We start from the raw sequence: 24,929 nt of genomic DNA, 5'->3' as shown, positions 1-24,929 counted from the left end.
GGGGAATCGCTTCGGCTTTTTATAGGAGTACGCAGTCTATTTGGCTGGTGCGTTAAGCACTTCCAGTACTTCTTCCAGCTCGGTAATCATCTGCCGGATCAACTGCTTGTATTGCGTGGTATCGTCTTTTACTTCATGGCTACTGAGTTTTTGCTTGGCACCACCAATGGTATACCCCTGCTCGTAAAGCAGGCTGCGTATCTGGCGGATGGTAATCACATCAGCTCGCTGATAATAGCGACGATTCCCCCGGCGCTTAACCGGTGAAAGCTGAGGAAACTCTTGCTCCCAATAGCGCAATACGTGTGCTTTTACAGCACACAGGTCTGCCACCTCACCAATTGTAAAGTAGCGCTTCCCTGGTATAGCGGGGAGTTCATTGTTATGACTGGGTTCCAACATACGCTTCTACTTTCTGTTTCAGTTTCTGGCCCGGGCGAAACGTAACGACACGTCGTGCGCTTATCGGAATTTCTTCACCAGTTTTCGGGTTTCGGCCAGGACGCTGTTTTTTATCCCGCAGATCGAAATTACCAAAACCCGAGAGTTTTACCTGCTCGTTATGGCTGAGTGCGCCTCTGATCTCATCGAAAAAAGCTTCCACCATTTCCTTGGCTTCGCGTTTGTTCAGGCCCAATTCCTCGTACAAGCGCTCTGCCATTTCCGCTTTCGTCAAAGCCGCCATGTCTCAACTCCTCAATGTTGCTCCCAACTCTTCTTTCAGTGCATCGATGACACTGTTAAAGAGCGAATGCACTTCGTCTTCATTCAACGTACGCTCAGGATGCTGCCAGAACAGACTCAAAGCCAGGCTTCGGTTGCCCTCGCCTAGGCTCTCTCCCTCGTAGACATCAAACGCACGCAACGCTGTCAGCTGCTCGCCTGCGTGTTTTCGAATTACACGCTCTACGTCGGCAAACGCGACATCACCACCAATAATGATCGCCAAATCCCGCCGAACTTCAGGAAATTTTGAAATTTCTTTGAAATTAGGCACATATCCAGTAATGACCGAATTCAAGGATAGCTCAAACATCAGAATGGTGCCATTAAGTTCAAGGTTTTTCTGAACTTGTGGGTGCAGTGTGCCCAACCACCCTACATGCTCACCATCCCGAAGGAGCTCGGCCGTTTGCCCCGGGTGTAAAGCCGGGTGCTGGCTGGCGATAAAATCGATTTGCACGCCCAGCAAACTGAACAGACCTTCCAATTCACCTTTTACATCAAAAAAATCGGCATTTCTGCGACCGTTCACCCAGTTTTCGGGGTATTGGTTGCCGACCACCACACCTGCCAACATCTGCTGCTGATCGATACGCTGATCATCCTGCAAAAAACGCAAACCCGTCTCGAAAAGACGGATGCGTGGTTGCTGACGGTTTTGGTTGTAGGCGACCGTTTTCAGCAAGCCACTCCAGAGGCTTGTGCGCATCACAGACAAGTCTGACGAAATAGGGTTCGCCAACGCGATGCCTTCACGTTCTGGATCCACTTGCGCCTGCACCTTAGGATCAACAAAGCTGTAGGTGACCGCTTCCTGATAGCCATGGGAGACAAAGTAATTTTGAATGGCTGATACCGGGCGAGTGGCTTCCTCGTTTACCCGCAACCCGAGCGAGCCTGTAGGCTCTGTGACCGGGAGATTGTTGTAGCCATAGATGCGACCAACTTCTTCAATTAGGTCTTCTTCGATGGAAATATCCGGGCGGAAGCTGGGCACTTTAATTCGCCAGCCATCTTTCAGAAGCTTATCAACACGTAAACCTAGCCGGGTGAGAATCTCTTCCACCGTGGTGCGGTTTATTTCCAGACCTAGAACATCCGCAAGACGCTTTGATCGGAGGTCAATTTGGTTTTGTTTCGGTAGGTTATCGACACTGGCAACTTCAACAATTTCACCCGGCTCTCCACCTACGATATCCATGAGAAGTCTGGTTGCTCTCTCCATGGCTTCACGGGCAAGCTCGTAGTCCACGCCACGTTCAAATCGGTGAGAAGCATCTGTATGTAAGCCATAGTGGCGAGCCTTGCCAGCAAGGGTAATCGGATCGAAATAGGCAGATTCAAGCACCAGATCACGGGTTTTCGGGCTCACACCTGAATGCTCCCCACCCATAACACCAGCAATAGCAATGGGCTTTTCGTGATCAGCAATCACCAGTGTCTGATCAGTCAACTCTACTTCCTGCCCATCCAACAGCACCAGCTTTTCAGCCGGGCGTGCCATGCGCACAACAATGCCCGTGCTGATCTCATCGCGATCAAACGCGTGCATTGGCTGACCTTGCTCGAGCATTACATAGTTGGTTACGTCCACAGCTGCATCAATCGAACGCACGCCGGAACGGCGAAGCTTTTCCTGCATCCACAAAGGTGTTTCAGCCTGAAGATTAACGTTTCGAAGAATTCGGCCCAGATACCGTGGGCAACCTTCAGGCGCATCCACACGAATATCCGGCACTTCCGAGTGCACAGCTTCAACCGGGTCAATCTGCGGCGCTTCCGTAACCAAGCTATTCAGCACAGCTACTTCACGGGCAATGCCTTTAATGGATAGGCAATCGCTGCGGTTAGGAGTCAGGTCTACATCGATAGCCACGTCGTTCAGCGTGAGGTAATCGCTCAGCTCTGTGCCAACTGGCGCGTCGGAAGGTAGCTCCATCAGGCCTTCATGGCTATCGGACAAACCCAGCTCGGACTCAGAGCAAAGCATGCCTTCAGACGGTTGGCCGCGCAGTTTTGCTTTTCGAATTTTGAAATCACCGGGCAATACAGCACCAATGACAGCAAACGGAACTTTCAAGCCTTGGCGCACATTGGGTGCGCCACAGACAACCTGAACCACTTGGTTGCCGTCACTAACCTGGCAAACCCGTAACTTATCGGCGTCTGGATGGGGCTCAACAGACTGAACCTCGCCAACCACAACGCCTTGAAACTTACCGGCCACAGGCTCAAAGCCGTCGACTTCCAGCCCTGCCATTGTAATTTGGTCCATCAACTCCTGAGAGCTGATTTCCGGGTTGACCCACTCGCGCAGCCACTGCTCACTGAATTTCATGGTTATTGCCTTGTCCTGATGCGGTTTTGACTATTGATTCGGATGCCGTAAAACGTCGAATTAGCGGAATTGGCGAAGAAAGCGTAGGTCGTTTTCGAAAAACATACGCAAATCATTTACGCCATAACGGAGCATAGCCATGCGTTCAACACCCAAGCCAAATGCAAAACCACGATATTCCTCGGCATCAATACCGCAATGTTCAAATACTTTCGGATGCACCATGCCGCAACCCATGATTTCGAGCCACTTTATGCTGCCATCGGCTTCGCGGCCCCATTCAATATCTACTTCGGCAGAGGGTTCGGTAAACGGGAAATAGGACGGCCGGAAACGAACTTGAAGATCACGTTCGAAAAACACCCGAAGAAACTCTTCAACCGTGCTTTTCAAATCCGCAAAGCTGACATTTTTCTCAACCAACAACCCCTCAACCTGATGAAACATGGGGGTGTGCGTCATGTCGGAATCACAGCGATACACTCGCCCAGGGCAAATCATGCGGAACGGTGGCTTGCCAGCTTCCATGGTACGAATCTGTACCGGAGAGGTATGGGTGCGCAACACAGTTCCGGGGTTGAAATAGAACGTATCGTGCATGGCCCGAGCGGGGTGATGATCAGGAATATTGAGAGCTTCAAAATTGTGATAGTCGTCCTCAATTTCCGGCCCCTGCTCTACGGTATAACCGGCACGGGAAAAAAACTCTTCGATACGCTGCAGAGTGCGAGTAACCGGATGCAGTCCTCCCAGATCTTGACCGCGACCGGGCAGACTGACATCAATGGATTCACTAGCAAGCTTTTGCTCAATAGCAACTCGCTCAAGCTCACTGCGCTTGGCATTAATCGCTTGCTCAACCTGCCCTTTTGCCTCATTGATCTTCTGGCCGGCCGCGGGGCGTTCTTCGGCAGAAAGTTTACCTAGAGTTTTTGCCTGCTGGGTAATAACGCCTTTCTTACCAAGATACTCCACACGAATGTGATCAAGCGCCTGCAAGCTGTCGGCTTTTTCTACTGCCGCCAAGCCGTCCTGAACCAATTGCTCCAGGTTTTCCATTGACCCTGCTCCAAACCAGAAATGAGGATTTCAAAAAAAGAAATCTTGAAACAAAAATAGGGGAAGAGCGCGCCCTTCCCCTATTAAACGGTGCCTGTTGCGCGAATAGAATGACGCAAGGCACCGGTTCGATTCGTAATCGATGAAAGAGCTAAGCGATCAAAGAGACGCTTTAGCCTTCTCAACAACAGCGGCAAAAGCCTGCTGTTCGTTCATAGCTAGATCAGCCAGAACCTTACGGTCGATTTCAACGTTTGCCTTTTTCAGGCCAGCAATCAAACGGCTGTAAGACAAGCCATTAGCACGGGCGCCAGCGTTGATACGAGCAATCCACAATGCGCGGAAAGCACGCTTACGGTTACGACGGTCGCGATATGCATATTGACCGGCTTTGATAACCGCTTGCTTGGCAACGCGGAATACACGGCTACGAGCTCCGTAGTAACCCTTGGCCTGCTTTAAAATCTTCTTGTGACGACGACGTGCAACCACGCCACGTTTAACACGAGCCATACTATAATCCTTCTACCTTAAACCGTTGTGAGTGTATTGCTAGGTTATTGACCAAGCATACGCTTTACGGATGCCACATCAGATTTGGCAACCAATGAAGTACCACGTAGCTGACGCTTACGCTTTGGGCTCTTCTTGGTCAGGATGTGACTGGTGAAGGCTGACTTGTGCTTGAAGCCGGAAGCAGTTTTTTTGAACCGCTTGGCCGCTCCACTCTTGGTTTTCATTTTAGACATTTTTTAAAACTCCGCATTCTGTTTTTTAAATACATAAATGTGAGCCTGAACGACAAAACCCCCACCTATGCTACGGCAGGGGATTCACCATTGAATCAAGTTCACTTCTTTTTGCGGGGAGCCACAATCATGGTCATTTGCCGGCCTTCCATTTTCGGCCGCATTTCGACCTGAGCCAGCGCCTCAATATCTGCTTCGATTCGTTCCATGAGCTTCATACCAATTTCTTGGTGCGCCATCTCACGGCCACGGAAGCGGATAGTGATTTTGCCGCGGTCCCCGCCTTCAAGGAAACGTACCAGGTTGCGTAGTTTTACCTGATAATCCCCTTCTTCAGTTCCTGGTCGGAACTTAAGCTCTTTGACTTGCGTCTGTTTCTGCTTCTTCTTGGCTGCAGCCTTCGCCTTTTTCTCGTCGAAGACCTTTTTGCCATAGTCCATTATTTTACAGACGATCGGATCGGAATCTGTAACCTGTACCAGATCCAGAGTCGCCTCCTCTGCCATTCTGAGGGCTTCTGCGATCGGAACTACCCCTACCTGAGTGCCTTCGGCATCAATTAGGCGGACTTCAGTTGCATCAATATTCTCATTGATCGGCGCCTTTGGAGTACGCCCACCCCGATTCGTTCGCTGTTTAATAGTTAAATCTCCGTCTTGATTCTGCCCTTACGCTCAACATCTTCTTTCAGAAGTTGTTCAAACGCTTCGAGCGATAGAGTTCCCAAATCTTCGCCTTTGCGGGTTCTCACCGCAACAGCGTTGTTCTCGACCTCTTTATCACCGACAACGGCAAGAAAGGGAACTTTGTTAATTGTATGCTCGCGGATTTTAAAGCCGATCTTCTCGTTTCTCAAGTCAGCATTAACCCTAAAACCTAAAGAATCCAACTTTTTCGCGAGATCTTGACAATAGTCACGCTGATTATCGGTGATATTGAGGATTGCGACCTGAGTCGGGGCCAGCCATGTTGGGAATGCGCCCTCGTACTCTTCAATCAATATGCCAATAAACCGCTCGAACGACCCAAGTACGGCACGATGTAGCATTACCGGCGTTTTACGCTCGGAATTATCAGCAACATACTGAGCGCCCAGACGACCGGGCATCGAAAAATCTACCTGAATAGTGCCACACTGCCACACCCTTCCGATACTGTCCTTGAGTGAAAACTCAATTTTCGGTCCATAAAACGCGCCTTCGCCCGGCAATAGCTCCCAATCTACACCTTCACGATTCAGCGCTTCTTCCAAAGCAGCTTCTGCTTTATCCCATACCTCGTCTGAACCCACACGCTTTTCGGGGCGAGTGGACAACTTGTATAGAATTTGATCAAACCCGAAATCTTCATAAACTTCGTGGAGAAGCTCGATGAACTTTGAAACTTCCGGCTGAACAGCGTCTTCTTCGCAGAAAATGTGGGCATCGTCTTGGGTAAACCCGCGCACTCGCATCAAACCGTGCAAAGCACCAGATGCTTCGTTGCGGTGACAGGAGCCAAACTCCGCAAGGCGCAGCGGCAAATCCTTGTAGCTTTTCAGCCCCTGATTAAACACTTGGATATGGCAGGGGCAGTTCATCGGCTTAATAGCAAAGTCGTGCTTTTCGGATTCCGTGGTAAACATATCATCACGGAACTTGTCCCAATGGCCGGATTTCTCCCACAGGCTGCGAGATACCACTTGCGGCGTTTTGATTTCCTTGTACTCGTGACGGTGCAGCATGTTGCGCATGTACTGCTCAATTTGCTGATACACAGTCCAACCATCAGGATGCCAGAAAACCATGCCCGGGGACTCTTCCTGCATATGGAACAGATCCAGTTTTTTCCCGAGTTTCCGGTGGTCACGCTTTTCTGCTTCTTCCAAGCGGTGCAGGTAGGCCTTGAGGTCTTTCTTGTTGCCCCAGGCGGTGCCATAAACCCGCTGTAACTGCTCATTACTGGTATCGCCGCGCCAAAATGCGCCGGAAACTTTGGTCAGTTTGAATGCTTTTAGCTTGCCGGTACTGGGCACGTGAGGGCCACGGCAAAGGTCGATAAAATCGCCCTGACGGTAGAAAGATAGGTCTTCATCGCCCGGAATATCTTCGATAATACGGACCTTGTACTCCTCACCCATCTCGTCAAACAGCTTTACCGCTTCGCTGCGGGAAAGCACCGAACGGGATACGGGGATATCCTGCTTTGCGAGTTCTTCCATACGCTTTTCAATTCGGGCCAAATCCTCATTAGTAAAAGGCCTATCAAATTTGAAATCGTAATAAAACCCGTTATCAATAACTGGACCGATAGTCACCTGAGCAGCAGGGAACAGCTCTTTGACTGCCATGGCCAACAGGTGTGCCGTTGAGTGGCGAATAACGTCGACACCGTCTTCATCACGCTCTGTGATAATAGCCAGCTCGGCATCTTGTTCAATCCTGTGGCTGGTATCTACAAGCTTACCATCCACTTTTCCGGCAAGAGCTGCTTTGGCAAGGCCAGCACCAATATCGGCGGCAACATCATGAACGGTAACAGATTCTGCGAAACTACGGTGACTGCCATCTGGCAGAGTTATGACGGGCATGAAAGACTCCTGATTGATTACTCAGCGGTGATCTATACGAGAGATCACATGGTGACGGCATTCCGCGATACAAACCGCGAGCCGTTTCGAGGCGCAGTTTAACAGAAAAAACCCCGGCAGGTTAATGCCGGGGTTTGTTTAGAGCCTTACTTAGAAATTTGCGTACTTAGACTACCGGTTAGCTGGAACAAAAGCTGGCCGCTCCCCCTCACCGGCCCTGCGCCGCAACTGCAAAAACGCCAGAATTCCAAGCAGAAGAAGCGCGGGAATGAACATCAGCTCTTTCGGTGGGCGCGGATTTGCCACTTGCACGGCATCAATAGTCCAGCCGAAACTAAGACCGGCCTTTTCCGCATCACTACCGAAATTAACAAACTCTACGTTCATTACTTCGCCAGCCTTAGACACTTCCAATCCGGCGGCAGCCAATCGCTCCTCTGGTGTATCTCCCTTCGGAAGTGGCAGTTTCATAAATTTAGAAACATCATCGCCAGACAGCGACATGCCGGAAGCCTGAAGAATAATGGGCTGATCTGCGGCAACCTCATCAACGTGCTGAATCAGTTCAGCACCGGGACGTTTGTTAGTGGGAGGGTAGATTTCATCCCACCAGAAACCCGGGCGAAACAAGGTGAAAGTAATCAACAGGAGGCCGATGGTTTCCCACCAACGGGTTTTAGTAAACCAGAACCCCTGAGTAGCTGCAGAGAACACCAGCATCGCCGTGACCGCGCTGAACACGGTTACCAGCAAATCAAACCAGCCGGTCAAACCTATCAGCAACAACTGAGTATTGAAGATAAACATGAATGGCAAAATGGCGGTTCGAATGTCGTAGGTGAAGCCCTGAATACCCGTTCGTATCGGGTCTGCCCCCGAAATCGCTGCCGCTGCATAGGCCGCCAGCCCCACCGGCGGCGTGTCATCAGCTAGTATGCCGAAGTAAAACACAAACAAGTGCACAGCAATCAATGGAACCAGAAGACCATTTTCTGCACCCAAGGTAACGATAACCGGCGCCATCAGTGTGGAGACCACGATGTAGTTGGCGGTGGTAGGCAAGCCCATTCCCAATATCAGGCTAATAAGAGCCGTGAATGCCAACATCAGCAGCAAATTACCGCCGGAGATGAACTCCACGAACTGCGTCATCACCAGCCCTATGCCGGTTAGCGTGACGGTGCCGACCACAATACCTGCAGTCGCAGTCGCTACACCGATACCCACCATGTTGCGGGCACCGGTAACCAGCGATAGCATCAAGTCTGAACTGCCCTGCTTCAGTCCGTCCAGATAATTACCGCTATTTTTAAAGAAGGCTTTAAGCGGTCGCTGGGTGATGATGATAAACACCATAAACACGGTAGCCCAGAAAGCCGACAGCTGCGGCGAAAAACGCTCCACGGTCAGGCACCAAACCAGCACGACCACGGGCAACAGGAAATACAGCCCGGTCTTTACCGTTGGCCCCACTGGTGGCAACTTATCCATAAGTGAGTCAGCCGCATCTTCCTCCAAATCGGGGAAACGTGAACCGTAGCCCACAAGGCCAACGTAGATCGCAACCAGTAGAGGCGCCAGTATCCACATGGCCGCGCTACCGAAAACATCCTTCATCCAGCCGACACCGTAATAGACTGCCAGAGTCAAAATACTCAGCCCGAGCAACATCATCACCCAAACGAGCATGCGCTGAGCCAAAGTAGGTTTATTCAGGCGCTCAACGCCCTTCATGTTCATCTTGCAGGCTTCCAGATGAACAATGTAGATAAGCGCAACATAGGAAATCATCGCTGGCAAAATGGCATGCTTGATAACTTCCAGATAAGAAATACCCACGTATTCAACCATCAGAAACGCTGCAGCGCCCATAATGGGAGGCGTCAGTTGGCCGTTGGTAGAGGCCGCCACTTCCACAGCCCCAGCTTTTGTAGCGGGAAACCCAACCTTTTTCATAAGCGGGATAGTGAAGGTGCCCGTTGTTACAACGTTAGCGATAGACGAACCAGAAATAACGCCGCTAAGACCACTGGCAACTACGGCTGCCTTGGCGGGGCCGCCGCGCATGTGACCTAGCATGGCGTAGGCCACTTTAATAAAGTAGTTTCCGGCACCAGCACGTTCGAGTAGCGCTCCAAATAACACAAACAGGAAAACAAAACTGGTTGATACACCCAGAGCGACACCGAAAACACCTTCCGTACCCAACCATTGGTGCGATGCCAGCTTATTCAGGCTTGCCCCTTTGTGGGATATCACATCTGGCATATAAGGCCCGGCCAGAGAGTAGATAATGAATACGCCTGCAACAATCGTGAGGGGTAGACCCAGCGCTCGACGTGTAGCCTCCAAAAGCAAAACAAGTCCCGCCAGTGCAACCACTAGGTCTTGCATATTGGGAGAACCGGGACGGTTTGCCAGCTGATCATAGAAAACGTACAAATAGGAGGCGGTAAAAGCTGCCGCAAGCGCTAAAAGCCAATCGTAAACGGGCACCTTGTTGACATGCCGACCCTTAATCATGGGGAACGCAGCAAAGGCCAGAAACGAGGCGAATGCGAGGTGAATAGAGCGCGACTCCGTAGAGTTAAGCACGCCAAATTCGAAAATATAAGGTAGTGGTGATGCTATCCAAAGCTGGAAAAGAGACCAGAGCAAAGGAACAACAAAAAGAATGATAGCCGCAGATCCGGTTGCAGCTCTTCCACCGGATTCGGTTTGAAGAAACTCCTCGACCTTCTGCTTATCGATGCTATCCCCGGCTTTCGGCTCGCCATTGGTCATAGCAGAATCCTGTTAGAGGGAAACGGTAGGTAAATTATAGCTGCGGGCAGGACGCCCGCAGCCATTCCAACTGCTAGAGACCGAATTAATCGATCAAACCAGCTTCTTTGTAGTACTTAGCTGCACCTGGGTGCAACGGCGCACTCAAAGCATCGGATACCATTTCTTCCTTCTTCAGGTTTGCGAAGGCAGGGTGCAAACGCTTGAAGCTGTCAAAGTTCTCAAACACCGCCTTAACCACTTCGTACACAACGTCTTCAGGTACGTCGGTAGACGATACAAACGTCGCGGCCACACCAAAGGTAGTTACGTCGTTGTCAGAGCCACGGTACATCCCACCAGGAATCACAGCTTTCCGGTAGTACGGGTTGTCATCGATCAGTTTTTTAGCTGAGTCGTTGTACACGTTAACCAGAGTGCTGTCGCAGGATGTGGTCGCTTCTTTGATAGCACCGGAGGGGTGACCAACAGTGTAGAAGAAGGCATCAATGTTGCCATCACACAGCGCCTGAGATTGCTCAGCAGCCTTTAGTTCCGCCGCCAAGGAGAACTTATCCATGGTCCAACCCATTTCGTCCATTAGCACTTCCGCTGTGGCACGCTGGCCAGAACCCGGGTTGCCTACCGAAACCCGCTTACCTGCGAGGTCTTCAAAGTTCTTGATGCCCGAGCCTTTGCTGGCCACTACGGTAAATGGCTCTGGGTGCAGGGAGAAGACCGCACGCAAATCTTTGTTTGGACCATCTTCTTTGAACTTGCTGGTGCCGTTGTAGGCATGGTACTGCCAATCTGACTGGGCGACCGCGAGATCCAACTCGTTCTGGCTGATCGCATTCAGGTTGTATACGGAACCGCCCGTACTCTCAACCGAGCAACGAATGCCGTGCTCTTTACGGTCCATATTCACCAAGCGGCAAATAGCACCACCTGCAGGATAGTAAACACCGGTAACGCCACCGGTTCCGATCGTAACAAAGCGTTGCTCTTGTGCTGAAACCGCAGTAGAGGCAGCACCCAAAGTAACAGCCGCAGCAACTGCAAATGCGGAGGCTTTAAGTTTCAGTGTCATGTAATCATTCCTTATTTTTAATCGTTGTAATCAACTGCCCGCCTGAACTCACGGGCAAGCATTGCGCTCACAATAGAACATAGACCACTTCACATCATAAATAAAGCTTGGATTAGCTCGCTAACCAGTTGAGCAGACAACAAAAAAGCCCACAGCTGTGCGGGCTTTTTTGTTAGCGACTGTCAGTTCTATTTTGCAGAGCGTGCTTTGGCGATCATCTGATCCGGCCGCAGCAGGAAGCGTGCGAGCGCCGGAAGCAGCCAGATAGCGCCAATCATATTCCATAGGAACATGAAAAATAGCAGGAAGCCCATATCCGCCTGAAACTTAATGGGTGAGAAGATCCAGGTCACCACACCCAGCCCCAAGGTTACACCGGTAAACATAACAGCCTTACCAGTAGAACGCAGGGTCTCGAAATAGGCATCTTGAAGCGTCTTACCTTCAAGCAAATATTTTTCAAGCTTGCTGTAGATATAGATGCCGTAATCCACACCAATACCAACGCCAAGCGCAATCACAGGAAGGGTTGCTACCTTTATGCCAATACCCGACACAGCCATGATTGCCTCGCAGAGAATCGAGGTTAACCCCAGTGGCACAACGATACACAGCACAGCCCGAATGGACCGGAAAGTGGCAAAGCACAACAAGCTCACCACGCTATACACCAGAATAAGCATCATATCCTTGGCGTTAGCGATAACCTCATTGGTAGCCGCTTCAACGCCGGCGTTGCCCGCTGCGAGCAAGAAGGTGTGATTGTCGTTGCTATTAGCTTCGGCAAAGACTTCCACTCTCTCGACCACAGTCTCCAGCGTTTCCGCCTTGTGATCTTCAAGGAATACAAGTACAGGCGTTAGGCTGCACTTCGTATTGATAAGGCCAGACGGCGCCTCACGGATAGAAGCATTGATAATGGTCTGGTTGCGGGAAATCTCATACCACTTCCAATTGCCCTCGTTCAGAGCTTTGGTAACGATCTTAGAAACATCGGCAAGCGACGCGGAGGACTGGACGCCCGGGGTGTTTTGCAGCTCCCACTGTAGCGAATCCATAGCCCGCAGCACATTGTACTGGGTGCACTGCTCCGCTGGCGTTTTAACCATCACAACCAACACATCGGCACTTGTTGAGTAGTTGTCGATGATATAAGCATTATCCAGATTGTAGCGCGAGTCGGCACGTAGCTCAGGGGCGCCCTGATCAAGATCACCTACTTTTAGATCCTGCTTGTAGTAGAGGCCAAGGCCCAAACCCACCACAGCAATAAGCAGTGAAATCGGTGCAACGCCCGGATGAGCGAAGTATGACATCAGCCGCCACTTGCGATCTTGTTTTTCGCCGTGGTTCTGTACGTGACGAACACCACCCTTTGAAATACCAAGGTAAGACATGATCAGAACATGCAGTACAAGATTGGTGATGATAACGAATGCAACACCCAAACCCGCGGCAATGGCCAGATCACGAATAACGTCAATCTCTATGAAGAACAGCGTGAGGAAACCGAATGCATCGGAAATCAGCGCCAACATGCCAGGAATATAAAGTGCACGGAATGCCAAACGGGCAGCGGTGATCGCATCAAACCCTTTCGCAGCCTCTACTGCCATAGCGTTTACAATTTGCACGCCGTGGCTGATACCAATGGCAAAAACAAGGAAAGGCACAAGTACCGAATAAGGGTCCAACCCGTAGCCGAGCAGCCTCAGAGCGCCCAACTGCAGGAATACTGCAACAATGGAGGTAAATACAGGCACCAATGTGCCAGTAATGCAACGGGAGTACCAGAACAGTAGCAACGTTGTCAGCAGGATCGTAATGCCTGCAAACCAGGCGATCGAACCAATCCCCTCGATCAAGTCGCCCACTTTTTTGGCGAAGCCGACAATGTGGATCTTAATGTTGGGATTTTGCGCTTCGTACTTATTCCGGATTTTCTCTTCCAACTCTCGGGAAAACGTTGCGTAATCCAGCGGCTCCCCGGTTTCCGGATTTTTCTCATACAAGGGTGCATACACGATAGTGGACTGGAAGTTATCGGATACCAGCCGCCCTACTTCGTTGGACCGCAGGATATTCTGGCGCAACTGCTCCAAACTTGCAGGCGAGCCGTCATAATCATCGGGAATGACATTGCCGCCCTGAAAGCCTTGCTCTGTTACTTCCACCCATCGAACGTTTGAAGTCCAGAGAGTTTTCAGGCCCGACCGGTCAACACCGTTTAAATAGAACACCTCGTCAGTGATCTGCTTTAGAGTCTCCATATACTCTGGAGAGAAAATATCACCGGTTTTGGTTTCTACGGCAATACGCACAAAGTTACCGAGGTTTTCCAGATCGTTCCGGTGCTCCAGCATATTGATAACATACGGGTGCTCAAGCGGAATCATTCGCTCAAAACTTGCATCCGGCTGGATTTTTACCGCGTTGTAGCCCAAAAACGCCGTTAATATCAGGAAGCCGATGAGAATCACCGCCCGATTGTTGAAAATCAGACGTTCTAAAAACGGCTCGGCCTTCGGCGTTGTTAGGTAGTGTTCACCCCTGTCGTGGTTCGGGTTGGACATTCAAAAGCCCCTCTTTTATTTTTTCGGTTGTTGCCACATCAGGGCGTTATTGAAGGTTCTTTCCGCGCGCATCGGTAATCTTCACGCCGCTTTCACCTACAACGAGAAGATTGGTTCCGGATACAGGAACAACGCTCATTATGCCCGCCCGGTCACTCCGGAAGTGCTCTCGAAACGAATCAGCGCCGTTGCCACTCATAAGCACAGTGCCACCATTACCGACCAATGTTATGCGGCCGTCTTCAGCAACAGCGCCATCGTTAAGCGTTGCTCCCGCACTGTTCGGCACCATTCGCCAGCTTTTCCCCAAATCGGTTGAAAACAGCATGTTGCCACGCAGACCAAAAGCTAGAATCTCATTAACCTGACCGGTTCCAATTACGCCAAACAGAGAACCCTCATAGGGGCTTTCTCGGCGCTCCCAGGTTGCCCCATTATCCACCGAAACGTGGATTTGCCCGGCTTCGCCAACGATAACAAGCGCACCACCGGTAACGCGGGTGATGCTGTTAAGGTGAAAATTCTGAGCGTTCTGAATTTTGGGTGCCCAATCGCTCCAACTGTTTCCGCCATCTTGCGTGCGCAGAATCATGCCATAGGCGCCTACAACAAACCCGTGCTGATCGTTCTCAAACCAAACACCAAGCAAAGGGTTTACAGGGCCAATATCCAAATCTGATTGCATGTTTTCCATAGCAAAAATCAGATCATCCATTGCCCATTCAAGATCACCTTTCTCCGACTCAGGCGCTTCTTCAATGCGCTCTTCCATCGCAGCAACCTGATCTTCCTTGCTCGCAATGGCCAACTCAGACGCATCAATACCCGTTAACTGGAGGCTCCAATTCTCACCACCGTCCTCGGTATGCAGAACCACGCCACTGTGACCAACGGCCCAGCCGTGGGTTTCAGTTCCGAAATCCACAGCTGTCAGAGTGACAGACACGGGTACGCTGCCCTGCTCCCAGGATTTTCCGCCATCATCGGAATATATGATGTGCCCCCTTTCACCAACCGCCACTATCCTCTTACCCGCGCGCACGGCGTCATTGAGAAGGTTGGTCGGGGCCAAATCGGTTTGCCGGGCCGGCGTTTCGATAAGATCCGCAAGCGCATATGCCGCTGGCGCGGACCAAACCATGGAAAGCCCGAGGCAGGCTGCCCCTAGCGTCTTGCACATCAACCTTTTAGCCATTCAGATTGCCTATTATGTTGTTTTAACTGTAAATCTCTGGCGTGCGCTTTAACGAACACTCCTGCGACGCAGGGAAGCCGGAGAGTAATAGCGCTTGTTCGGAACTTCTTCTGTGAGCACACGAGTATTTGGCTCTTCGGTATCAAGACCCAGCACGTGATAACGACGCGCCTGTAAATCATGATAGACGTCCAGAACCGTCCACACACCCGGAAGTTCATAATAATTTTTAGCCAAGCCCATGGTCACGCGCCACAGTTCCCCACGACCGTCATACTGGTCTAACAAAAGTGTATTCCAGCTATCCTCATCCACATAAAAACGACGTTTGCCGTATATATGACGAGCACCGTCTTTCAGGGTAGCTTCAACCACATGCACACGGTGTAGTTCCCAACGGGTCAAGTCTGGGTTCAAATGCGAAATGCCAAGAATTTCTGAATAAGGAGTGCCTTTTTCCCCAATACGGTAGTTGTTATAAGGAACGTAAACCTCCTTAACACCTTCGTAGTTCCAGTTGTAGCGATCCAGGGCACCGTTAAAAATATCCGAATCGTCTGCCGTGCGAAGGTTATCCGCCGTTGCAATTGGAGAGTCATAACCCAAGTTCGGGGCTCTACGAACGCGGCGCTGCCCAGCGTTATAACCCCAGCCATTTCTTGGATTAATAATTTGATTCAGTGTTTCGTGAATCAGAATGGCGCTTCCCGCAAGGCGCGGTGGCGACTGGGTAAACGAGGTGTAATAGAAAATAATGTTGTCCAACTCCTCCTCGCTGCCCTCTGGATTATAGAAGTTGAAAAACGCCTCTTGCTGAGTCGTGACCAGTGAATAGTCGCCATTGGCTTGCACAGCAACCTCACTAGAACGACGGGTGCCAGACACTCCGCGCCAACGGGTAAGATGATTCCAGATAACCTGCCAAGCTTTTTGCTCGTCATTGCCACTCAGAATCGGGAAGGGATAACCGCCATAGGCGCCATCAAGACCTTCACCCGTACCAACAACTTCTGCCTTAACAGCATTCTCACGGGTGTTTTTAGCAACCCATTCGGGTACTGCATGGGTACGACGGGACTTGTAAACCGGAACACGAAAACTGGTTGGATAGGTTTCAAGCATTGCCAGAACGCCGTCTGAAAGATGCGCCGCGTACTGGTCTTTGTTCGCTGCAGTGATGGTGAACAGCACTTCATCGTTCGGGAAAGGGTCTATATGGTGCTGACCTGATTCACTATAGCCAGCGGGTGGCTTAGTTATACCACCCGTCCACTCCGGGATAGTGCCGGATTCATTGCCCGCTTTGGGGGAGCCGAAAGGCGTCAGGGTTTGGCCGAGGCGCGATGCCTCAGCTGAAGAAACGGCCGCCCATGAAGATGTTGACGCTATCGAGAGGGCGAGCAAGCCCCCGAGTAACGCACTCTTTTTATAGTTCATATATCGCCCTGAAATCATTTTGGAAGCCTGTAGGAAGGCTTTTTTATTGTTACCTGTTGAAGACACAGGCTTTCTAACAGGTTAGCCAATCTGTCAAGGTTGTCTATCGACCGAAAGTGCGATTTTGTATCCAGCTGTAATCAGGACGTTCAATTACAGCTGGTTTTCTCACACGAGACCTTAGGCTTCAAGGCTCTTATGTACTACTTCGTACAAATCCGCTGATAGCTCGGGCTTCTCTCGAATTTTTTCCAGTGCCTTGTGCATTAGTGTGCTGTAGGTTGGTGCAAATTTTTTCCAGCGTGTAAGTGGCGCCACCAAACGCGCGGCGATCTGAGGATTACTGTCATCCAATCGGCACACTTGATCCGCAAGGAACCCGTAGCCAGAACCGTCTGGATTGTGGAAGGCTGCCAAATTCTGGCCCGCAAACACACCAATAACAGAACGTATCTTGTTGGGATTTTTCCAGTCAAATGCCGCGTGCTTTAGTAGTGCCTGAATCTGTGGCAACTGCCCCGCCCTATCGCTGGAGGCTTGCACGGCAAACCACTGTTCAACAACCTGCGGGTCATCCTGAAAGCGCTCGTAGAAGTCGGCCAGAGCTTGGCTTCGCTCCGCCGCGTATTCGGAGTTCACCAATGCGCGCAATGCACCTATACGGTCGGTCATATTGTCGGCATCGCCGTACTGCTTAACAGCCAGATCGCGACCCGCATCGTCATTAATCAGTAGCAGCCACGATAATGCTGTATTCCTCAAGCTGCGGCGAGCGATAGATTCCGGCGTAACTTCATAAGCTCCGCCTCCTGTATTTGCGTGGTAGCAGGCCACCAACTCACTCCTAAGCGAGGTGGCCAGGTGACTCAATACACGCTCGCGTGCACGGTGAATGGCCGCAACATCCGGGCTATCCGCCAGCTCGATCAGGTAGGCTTCGGAGGGCAACTGCAGCATTTTAGCAACCAGTGCCTGATCAAGTGACACATCAGCAACCAAGGCCCTGTAAGCCTCTACCAATCGCGGCTCAATCTCGGCCGTCTCGGGGGAACCAACCAGTGACTGGATCACATCCACAGCAAGACGTTGGCCAGCGTCCCAGCGATTGAAACCATCCGGATCATGGCTCATCAAAAACACCAGCTGTTCACGGTTCCAGGGGTAAACCACTCGCACCGGCGCAGAAAAGTGGCGGAGCAGAGATGGCACAGGCTTCTGGGCCAAGCCATGGAACTCGAAGGTGTGGCTTGCTTCTGTCAGCTCAAGAACCCGCTCGGTCGGCACGCTTGCTCCATCACCCGTGCTTTCGAGCCGCAGGGGCAAGGCTTCGCCCTCAACACCCAGTAGGCCCAGAGCAAAAGGAATATGTTGCGGTTTTTTGTTGGCCTGCCCCGGTGTGTCGGGAATTGTCTGCTCAACCGTTAGACGGTAGATGCCTTGTTCCGAATCATATTCGTCTGACACCGTCAGTACGGGTGTGCCTGCTTGGTCGTACCACAAGCGGAACTGTGTCAGATCACGGCCAGATGCGTCCTCCATCGCTTTTACAAAGTCGTCAGTGGTAACTGCCTGGCCATCGTGGCGCTCAAAATACAGATCACTGCCTTTGCGGAATAGATCCGGCCCTAGCAGGGTATGAATCATGCGAACAACTTCTGCGCCTTTTTCATAGATCGTCAGGGTGTAGAAATTGCTAATTTCCATGTAGGAGGCAGGTCGTACCGGGTGCGCCATGGGACCGGCATCTTCTGCGAACTGGGCGGTGCGAAGTAGTGTTACATCTTCTATGCGCTTTACCGTTGGAGAGCCCATATCAGCCGAAAAGGTGGAATCCCGAAATACCGTAAACCCTTCTTTCAGGCTCAGCTGGAACCAATCTCGACAAGTTACCCGGTTGCCAGACCAGTTATGAAAATACTCATGGGCAACGATGGCCTCAATACGCTGGAAAGCCAGATCAGTGGCGGTCTCTTGGCTGGCCAAAACACATGAAGAGTTAAAAATATTAAGGCCTTTGTTTTCCATAGCCCCCATATTGAAATCATCTACAGCAACGATCATGAAAATATCCAGATCGTACTCGCGACCGTAAACTTCTTCATCCCAGCGCATCGAGCGCTTGAGGGAGTCCATGGCATGCTCGCATTTAGCAGCGTTACGGGATTCAACATATATACGCAGATCTATATCTCGGCCGGAACAGGTAGTGAACGTATCCTGTTTTTCCACAAGATCGCCCGCTACGAGAGCAAAAAGATAACTCGGTTTGGGGAACGGGTCTTCCCATGCAACAAAGTGGCGACCGTTCTCCAGATCGCCCCGGTCTATATCGTTGCCGTTCGACAGCAACACCGGGCAAGTGGCTTTATCTGCCTCGATACGCGTGCGATATCGAGCCATCACATCCGGCCGGTCCGGAAAATAGGTAATGCAGCGAAAGCCCTCAGCTTCACACTGGGTACAGAACATTCCGGAGGATTTGTATAGCCCCTCAAGACGGGTATTGTTCTGGGGTTCAATCCAGGTCACAACCGTTAATTCGAACTGCGATGGCACCTCAGTAATAACGAGATGCTCACCGGTCTCCTCATAGTCGTTGCCTGCTGCCAGCGTCTTGCCGTCCAATTCAACCCGCTCAAGCTTTAGGCTATCGCCGTTTAGCGTAAGCGGTGCGGACACGTCTTTGGATTTCGGGTTTCGGCGCACGCTCAATGTGCTATGAACCCTTGCGCCATCATCGTAGAGCTGAAAGCAAAGGTCGACGGTGTCCACCAGATAGGCAGGAACTTTGTATTCGCTCAGGTGTATGGTTTGCGGCTGACTTGTGCGCATTTATTGTCTCCAGATTTCTCAGCCTGACACCTACTCAAAGCAGGCACTCAGGCTTCATAAAAAAGGCCAGGAATGGATGGCTTATTAAGCACCCATCACCCGGAAACGAACTTCGTAACCGGTAAACTTGCGAATATTGATCACACCGGTGTCGAGTATTAGATATTGCCCCTTAATACCCTCAAGGACCCCTTCTACTTCCGGCGTTTTATCCAAATTGTGGGTTTTAATTTTCTCTGGCCAAATGTGTACAGGGTAGCTCAGGTCAAGCCCTTGCTCGTCCACCTCGCGGATAGCATCTTGCCCATGTTCTTCACGCAGCGCAGCGACATCATCCGCAATGAGGGACAAAATTCTCTGGCGCTCTTGCACAAGATCCAACTGCGGCACATCGCCCTTGAGCATAGCGCGCCAGTTTGTGCGATCCGCAACGTGCGCTTTACAGGCCACTTCAACAAGACCGGAAAGGTAGCGAGTAGCCACCCTCATCATGGGAATAGCATCCACTGCACCCTGATCAATCCAGCGCGTTGGCACCTGAGAACCGCGAGTAATACCCACTTTTAGGCCAGACGAGTTGGCCAGATACACTACATGCTCGATCATGCAGTGGGTTTCGCCCCACTCAGGCTCACGGCAAGTACCCAAGTGATAATGACACTTTTCCGGGCTCATTATACAGCTGTCACATGCCGCCAACTTGCGGAAACAGGGGTAACAGAAACCTTGATTGAAGCTCTTTTTCGTTGTTCGATCACAGTTGATACACCGGATTACGCCTTCATAATCGAAGCGTATGGGTTTGCCAATGAGATCATTCAGTGGCACCCGAACATCGCCCACTGCCAACGCGTAAGATACCGGGTCGGCAGTTTCGGCAGGCATTTTCCTGAGTCGCCCAGTTACGTCTGCAAGATTGCTCAAGACTTAACCTCAACAAACTGGTCAGGATCAATAGTGTTACCGCCCGACTGATTGCGTTGCACGCTCGGGTCACATGCGGTGCCAGCTTTACTGCCTCGATCAAGATAGCCCACGCGCTCCTGCTCCGGAATACCATGCAGGTTCTCGTAGTAGATAACCGCTTCCAGACTTATTTCACGCTGCTGCGGCGTGAGCTTCCGGCCATCGGGCCATTTTCCAAGTTCAATGGACTGGCGCAGGCTCTGGTAAACGTTGGGGTCCAGCCGCTTGATTAACTCTTCGTAGGTCATCCGGTTCTCCTGAACAAACCTTCATAAAAAAATAGAGGAATCGTTTGACAGATATAAACGATAATGATTATCATTGCTCTACCAAATGACGACGGTCGTATCATTTGGTCTCTCTCATCAGGAGCAATTTGCTTCTTTTATACCCCACCTCTGGTGGGGTTTTTTTATGCCTGCCGTTTTTTACGCGGCGGCAAAATAGCGGCTACAGCCAAGCCGGCAACAAACCCGCCCAAATGCGCTTCATTTGCCATTCGCCCCAGCCCCAGCATTTCGGGCAAAGGGGTGAAGCCAATGACCATCCACACCACAGCAAAGGTTACTAGCGCAGGCGGGAACTGGAACCTCGGTACAGCTCGCTGGCTTAGCCAGCAATAGCCAAGAATGCCATAAACAACGCCCGAAAGGCCGCCAAAAAACGGCCCCGAAACAATGTACTGCAAGCCATTGGAGAGAAGGCTGGTAACTATAAAAAGTAATACCAACCGGCTACGACCATCAAACCACTCAATCTGACTCCCTAGAAACCATAGCATCACGGAATTGAAAATTATGTGAGTCCAACTGAAGTGCAGGAAGTCAGGGGTAAAAAGCCGCCAGATCTGGCCGCTAGCAAGCGTTGCGGTAAGCGCATCGATGCGGGCGGTAATAGTGCCCCAGTCGTAAATCCTAGGGTCGACAATGAGCAAATTGCCGGTGAGCCGATTACTACCAAGACCTGTAAACCAGGCCATCAGCAGGCCAAGCGCAATGATCCCCAACACCAGAGGTGCGTGGCGCGGAGAGGGCTGCCAACGCCCAGCCACAAATACCGGCGAGTGATTCTGTTGCTCAACCGCCTGCCGAATACCTGGCTCGGCGAGGAATCGCTCAAGTGCCTCCAGAACTGGCTCGGCATGCTCGGAATGTTCCAGCCACAATACCTGAAACCCGCCCTCTTCACTGATTCTGTGAGGAACCCCTTGGCTTCTCAACCACTGGCTGAATCCGCCAAGATCTACACTGATATCCAACTGCTTTACTCGGTACACAATCTACCTTGCCTCGCGGGATGTTCAGATTAATGACGCACGCTACTATTGCTTAGCATTTAGCGCGCGACACTGTCCTCACTGGTGGGATAATCCGGGGAGTCTTGATGATCCCGAGCAACGTTAACCCATACGAACTTGTCGCGGGAAAGCTCTCGCTCGCCATCCATTCGGTAGGCTACCAGTCGGCCGTATTTTACTGCGCTAAAATCAATGCATGCGACGTTGGATTTTAACGGAGCAGGCTCGCTGTCCATCCAGTAATGCCCCACAAACACCGGTGGCGCGTCCAGCGGATAGCTGATTAACTGCTTGCGCTCGTCCTCGGTGAGTTCGCGGTTTGCCACCTCTGGCGGCAAAGGATCTGGCTGAAACACAACATCCGCATAAGTACGAGGATTATCGGCCCAGAACTTGGTGCGGAAGAACTCTCGAACGTAGCCGTCTCGACCCGTTATTTTCATACCCGGAGGGAGGCGCAAATCCGTTCCACGCAACAAGGTGTCCATAACCTGACCGGCAAACGAATCGATTGCTGCAGACGCGTGAAGAAAATCCTCATCAATGCAGGCGCCGCCTTGTACTTGCTTGAACTTCTGAATGAGTTCGTCATCCCAACAGGCATGCACCGCACGGAAATCATCCTCCTCGATGAATAAAGGAATCGTGTAAAACCACTCGAGGAAATCGTTCCATTCATGGGGGTAAGCGTCGAACTGATCCAGAGTTTCCCGAATCAATCGGTCGTGCCTCGGGTTGTGCTCACGCAGCCAGGTTTTATCGCTGCCCGCCCGAGCCCGGGTGCAGTAACCCAGAGCATTATATTCGTGGTTTCCCATGACAATCCGGGCGGAACCGCGTTCAACCATATCCCTAACCAAATGCAGGGCTTCACGAATTCTCGGGCCGCGATCAATAATATCGCCGATGAACACAGCCTGACGCTGGCGATGCTGGTAAACACCGTTTACCTTGCTGTATCCCATCTGCTCCAGCAGCATCGCGAGAGTATGCGCACAACCGTGAATATCGCCGATGATGTCGTAACCACGACTTGCAGTATGATTATTTCCAGCCATGTTCAACTCGCTGCTATTTCATTTGCCCAACCAAGTTTATCGCGGCAGGTGGCATAGAAATTGTGGTCTGTGGGATGAATCAGCCGAATTTTGAAGGGCTTTTTGGCGATGCGGATGATGTCGCCCGGCGCGCAGGCAATGTTCATCTGGCCATCAAAGCTAATTTGCGGGTAGGTTTCGTTGGTTTCCCCGATAACTAGCTTTATCTCGCTCTTTCCATCCACCACAATTGGGCGGCTACTAAGGGTGTGCGGGAACATGGGTACTAAAACAATGGCATCCAGCTTAGGGTGCATTATGGGGCCACCCGCAGACAGCGAGTAAGCAGTAGAGCCGGTGGGGGTCGAGACAATCAGGCCATCCGAGCGTTGGCTGTAAACGAAGTGGCCATCAACATAGAGATCAAACCCAATCATGCGGGTAGATTTGCCCGGGTGTAGCACCACGTCGTTCAAAGCGGTACCAAAACCCAACGGTTGTCCGTTGCGCTCTACATTACCGTCGAGCAAAAACCGAGTTTCTTCAATGTATTCACCCTCAAGTACCTTACCAAGGCGCTCTTCCAAATCACCGGGTGAAATATCGGTTAGAAAACCCAGCCGTCCCCGGTTTACACCGAGCAATGGAATTTTGGACTTGGCCAGTTCCCGAGCCGCGCCCAATAAACTTCCATCACCTCCTACCACAATAACCAGATCGCATATTTCCCCAAGGAGCTTTTTACTGGCAACCTGCAAACCGTGGCCGGGCAGCATGCTGGCAGTGTCTTCCTCAAGGATAACGTGATAGTGGTTGGCGACCAGATATTGTTTTAATTGGCGCAGAGACTCGACAACCTTCACGCTGCCCATGCGGCCAATAACGCCTATATTTCTAAATTGATCCATGAAGCTTCCTGTAATGTCGGAATACGGTTTAAACAACCAAGCCCGCTCTCACCCATAACTATCTGAGCTACAGTCTACCCAAAGTCACCCGGATACTGAAAAGAGTTCTGGCATACGCAATAGGTGGGGCATTATTTTGAAGGCTGATGGTTCTCACAACGATTGTCGATTCCCGGCCGAAAGTCCCCGGGTTGGCTGACCCGCAACAGCGGCTCGCCGCAGGGTTCTTCGTTCTCGATACAATGCTGGCAAACCGGGTTCTCGTAATGGGCAAGCCACTGCAGATACGCTGGTTCATTCATACCACAGCGCTCAGCAGCGTAGGCTGTCGGGTTGCTAAAGTAGGTTTCAATATCTTCGTAGGGCAGCGTCAAATGCCCCACACCCGCACGGTAGGCCACTAAAAATACGGACTCCGCTTTTAGGTGGCCCATCACCGTATTTTCTGCCGGTTCCCGGCTTCGAAGCTCATGCACTTCCTGCTCCAGAGCAACAAGCTTTTCATCTCTGTATTCCAGCTCACGCTGCTTGCGATCTAGCTGTTCGCGGAGCAGGACCAATTCGGCAATGGCCTTGGCATCTTCCCGGTCTTTTCCCGCGCCGTTGGACTCAACTTGCTCCTGCATGCTCAGGTATTGTTGGTTACGCTCAGCCAAGCGTTGCTTTAATTGTTCGTTGCTGTGACGTTGCCGCTCGTACTTCTGCTCCAAATCATCAACCTGAGTGCGCAGTGTTTTAAGCTCAAGCCGGTGCTCTCGCTGAACATCGGAAAGCACATCCCGATGCACACTCTGTAGGGTTTTAATGCGCAAGCGCTGTTCGCGAATTAATTGAGCCAAGCGGGCTCGGTCAGCGCCAATGCGCGATTCGTCATCCGGGGCGGGCTCGTTCTCTCCGGCTCGTAGTACCGGGATATTTTCTTCTTCGGGAGGCACGTGGCGGAATTTCAACGCATTGGCGCTGACAGTTTTGCGGATAAGTTGAAAGTGGTTGTTTCCCGGCGTCATGTCCGGGTCCCACAATTCAGAGGCGTAACTGGGCTTTGGGCACAGGCTGCGACATACGAGGCGAATAGCGCCGCCCCCCATATCCGGCCCTTTTGCACCCATGCGAGCAAGCTCTTCGATGGGCACACTCCAGTTGCTGTCTGCCCTGCCTTCCTCATCAAACCAGATACGGAAAAACACAAGGGCGCGCACGAGAAGATCACTACTTAGGTCCACCAGAACGGCTTTCACATCGGTTTCAGCAAGGTCGGACAGTCCAACATAGCCATCAAGGAAGGCACCAAACTCGCTGGCACGCATCTGCCGGGCCACCTGGTTACCTTCGATAAAGAATACGGCCGAATAATCATCGGTTGCCTGACCGGCAGATACCATTACAGACTCCC

Annotated in this window: 20 protein-coding genes; all 20 read right to left on the bottom strand. The window is 51.3% G+C overall.

All coding sequences use genetic code 11. The features are described 5' to 3' along the window. Positions 1–36: 36 nt before the first annotated feature. Positions 37–402, bottom strand: coding sequence for a MerR family transcriptional regulator (locus MWU62_RS11295; RefSeq protein ID WP_200365765.1), 366 nt, complete (start codon positions 400–402; stop codon positions 37–39). After that, on the bottom strand, positions 383–685 hold the full coding sequence (gene ihfA, locus MWU62_RS11290) for an integration host factor subunit alpha (RefSeq protein ID WP_071264800.1): 303 nt from the start codon (positions 683–685) through the stop codon (positions 383–385). The genes MWU62_RS11295 and ihfA overlap by 20 nt, the downstream gene beginning before the upstream one ends. Before the next feature lie 3 nt (positions 686–688). Continuing rightward, positions 689–3,061 (bottom strand): phenylalanine--tRNA ligase subunit beta, encoded by a 2,373-nt coding sequence (pheT, locus tag MWU62_RS11285; protein WP_247114953.1) that lies wholly within the window; start codon positions 3,059–3,061, stop codon positions 689–691. Positions 3,062–3,121: 60 nt separating this feature from the next. Further along, entirely contained in the window at positions 3,122–4,120 is a 999-nt protein-coding gene (gene pheS / locus MWU62_RS11280) for a phenylalanine--tRNA ligase subunit alpha (RefSeq protein WP_200365769.1), read from the bottom strand. Between the two features lie 159 nt (positions 4,121–4,279). Further along, positions 4,280–4,633, bottom strand: coding sequence for a 50S ribosomal protein L20 (rplT, locus tag MWU62_RS11275; protein WP_022989373.1), 354 nt, complete (start codon positions 4,631–4,633; stop codon positions 4,280–4,282). 44 nt (positions 4,634–4,677) lie between these two features. Continuing rightward, positions 4,678–4,869, bottom strand: a complete 192-nt coding sequence (rpmI, locus tag MWU62_RS11270; RefSeq protein ID WP_247114951.1) for a 50S ribosomal protein L35 — start codon at positions 4,867–4,869, stop codon at positions 4,678–4,680. Between the two features lie 101 nt (positions 4,870–4,970). Further along, complete coding sequence (infC, locus tag MWU62_RS11265) at positions 4,971–5,510, bottom strand: translation initiation factor IF-3 (protein ID WP_200365932.1); 540 nt, start codon at positions 5,508–5,510, stop codon at positions 4,971–4,973. Between the two features lie 2 nt (positions 5,511–5,512). Beyond that, positions 5,513–7,438, bottom strand: a complete 1,926-nt coding sequence (thrS, locus tag MWU62_RS11260) for a threonine--tRNA ligase (RefSeq protein WP_247114950.1) — start codon at positions 7,436–7,438, stop codon at positions 5,513–5,515. Positions 7,439–7,609: 171 nt separating this feature from the next. After that, positions 7,610–10,222 carry a TRAP transporter permease gene (locus tag MWU62_RS11255; protein ID WP_247114949.1) on the bottom strand — a complete coding sequence of 871 codons (2,613 nt, stop codon included), beginning with the start codon at positions 10,220–10,222 and terminating at the stop codon, positions 7,610–7,612. 85 nt (positions 10,223–10,307) lie between these two features. Then, a complete protein-coding gene (locus MWU62_RS11250; RefSeq protein WP_216008455.1) occupies positions 10,308–11,291 on the bottom strand; it encodes a TAXI family TRAP transporter solute-binding subunit in 984 nt (327 codons plus the stop codon). A gap of 188 nt (positions 11,292–11,479) precedes the next feature. Continuing rightward, positions 11,480–13,864, bottom strand: a complete 2,385-nt coding sequence (locus MWU62_RS11245) for an MMPL family transporter (protein WP_247114948.1) — start codon at positions 13,862–13,864, stop codon at positions 11,480–11,482. Positions 13,865–13,910: 46 nt separating this feature from the next. After that, positions 13,911–15,059, bottom strand: a complete 1,149-nt coding sequence (locus MWU62_RS11240) for a YCF48-related protein (protein WP_247114946.1) — start codon at positions 15,057–15,059, stop codon at positions 13,911–13,913. Between the two features lie 48 nt (positions 15,060–15,107). After that, a complete protein-coding gene (locus tag MWU62_RS11235; protein WP_247114944.1) occupies positions 15,108–16,496 on the bottom strand; it encodes a DUF1329 domain-containing protein in 1,389 nt (462 codons plus the stop codon). 180 nt (positions 16,497–16,676) lie between these two features. Further along, entirely contained in the window at positions 16,677–19,328 is a 2,652-nt protein-coding gene (pepN, locus tag MWU62_RS11230; protein ID WP_247114943.1) for an aminopeptidase N, read from the bottom strand. An 84-nt stretch (positions 19,329–19,412) separates the two neighbouring features. Continuing rightward, positions 19,413–20,252 carry a DUF2797 domain-containing protein gene (locus tag MWU62_RS11225; RefSeq protein ID WP_247114941.1) on the bottom strand — a complete coding sequence of 280 codons (840 nt, stop codon included), beginning with the start codon at positions 20,250–20,252 and terminating at the stop codon, positions 19,413–19,415. Next, positions 20,249–20,542, bottom strand: a complete 294-nt coding sequence (locus MWU62_RS11220) for a DUF1315 family protein (protein ID WP_216008460.1) — start codon at positions 20,540–20,542, stop codon at positions 20,249–20,251. The genes MWU62_RS11225 and MWU62_RS11220 overlap by 4 nt, the downstream gene beginning before the upstream one ends. A gap of 164 nt (positions 20,543–20,706) precedes the next feature. Beyond that, positions 20,707–21,570, bottom strand: coding sequence for a rhomboid family intramembrane serine protease (locus MWU62_RS11215; protein WP_247114940.1), 864 nt, complete (start codon positions 21,568–21,570; stop codon positions 20,707–20,709). Between the two features lie 59 nt (positions 21,571–21,629). Then, the gene (locus MWU62_RS11210; RefSeq protein WP_247114939.1) at positions 21,630–22,649 is read right to left on the bottom strand and encodes a metallophosphoesterase; all 1,020 of its coding nucleotides are present in this window, start codon (positions 22,647–22,649) and stop codon (positions 21,630–21,632) included. Positions 22,650–22,651: 2 nt separating this feature from the next. After that, entirely contained in the window at positions 22,652–23,536 is an 885-nt protein-coding gene (locus MWU62_RS11205; RefSeq protein WP_200365810.1) for an NAD(+) kinase, read from the bottom strand. A gap of 131 nt (positions 23,537–23,667) precedes the next feature. Continuing rightward, the gene (locus MWU62_RS11200; protein ID WP_247114937.1) at positions 23,668–24,918 is read right to left on the bottom strand and encodes a DNA repair protein; all 1,251 of its coding nucleotides are present in this window, start codon (positions 24,916–24,918) and stop codon (positions 23,668–23,670) included. Positions 24,919–24,929: the final 11 nt, after the last annotated feature.

The organism is Marinobacter sp. S6332, from assembly GCF_023016045.1.
GTDB lineage: Bacteria > Pseudomonadota > Gammaproteobacteria > Pseudomonadales > Oleiphilaceae > Marinobacter.
This window is presented reverse-complemented; position numbering and strand designations above follow the sequence as displayed.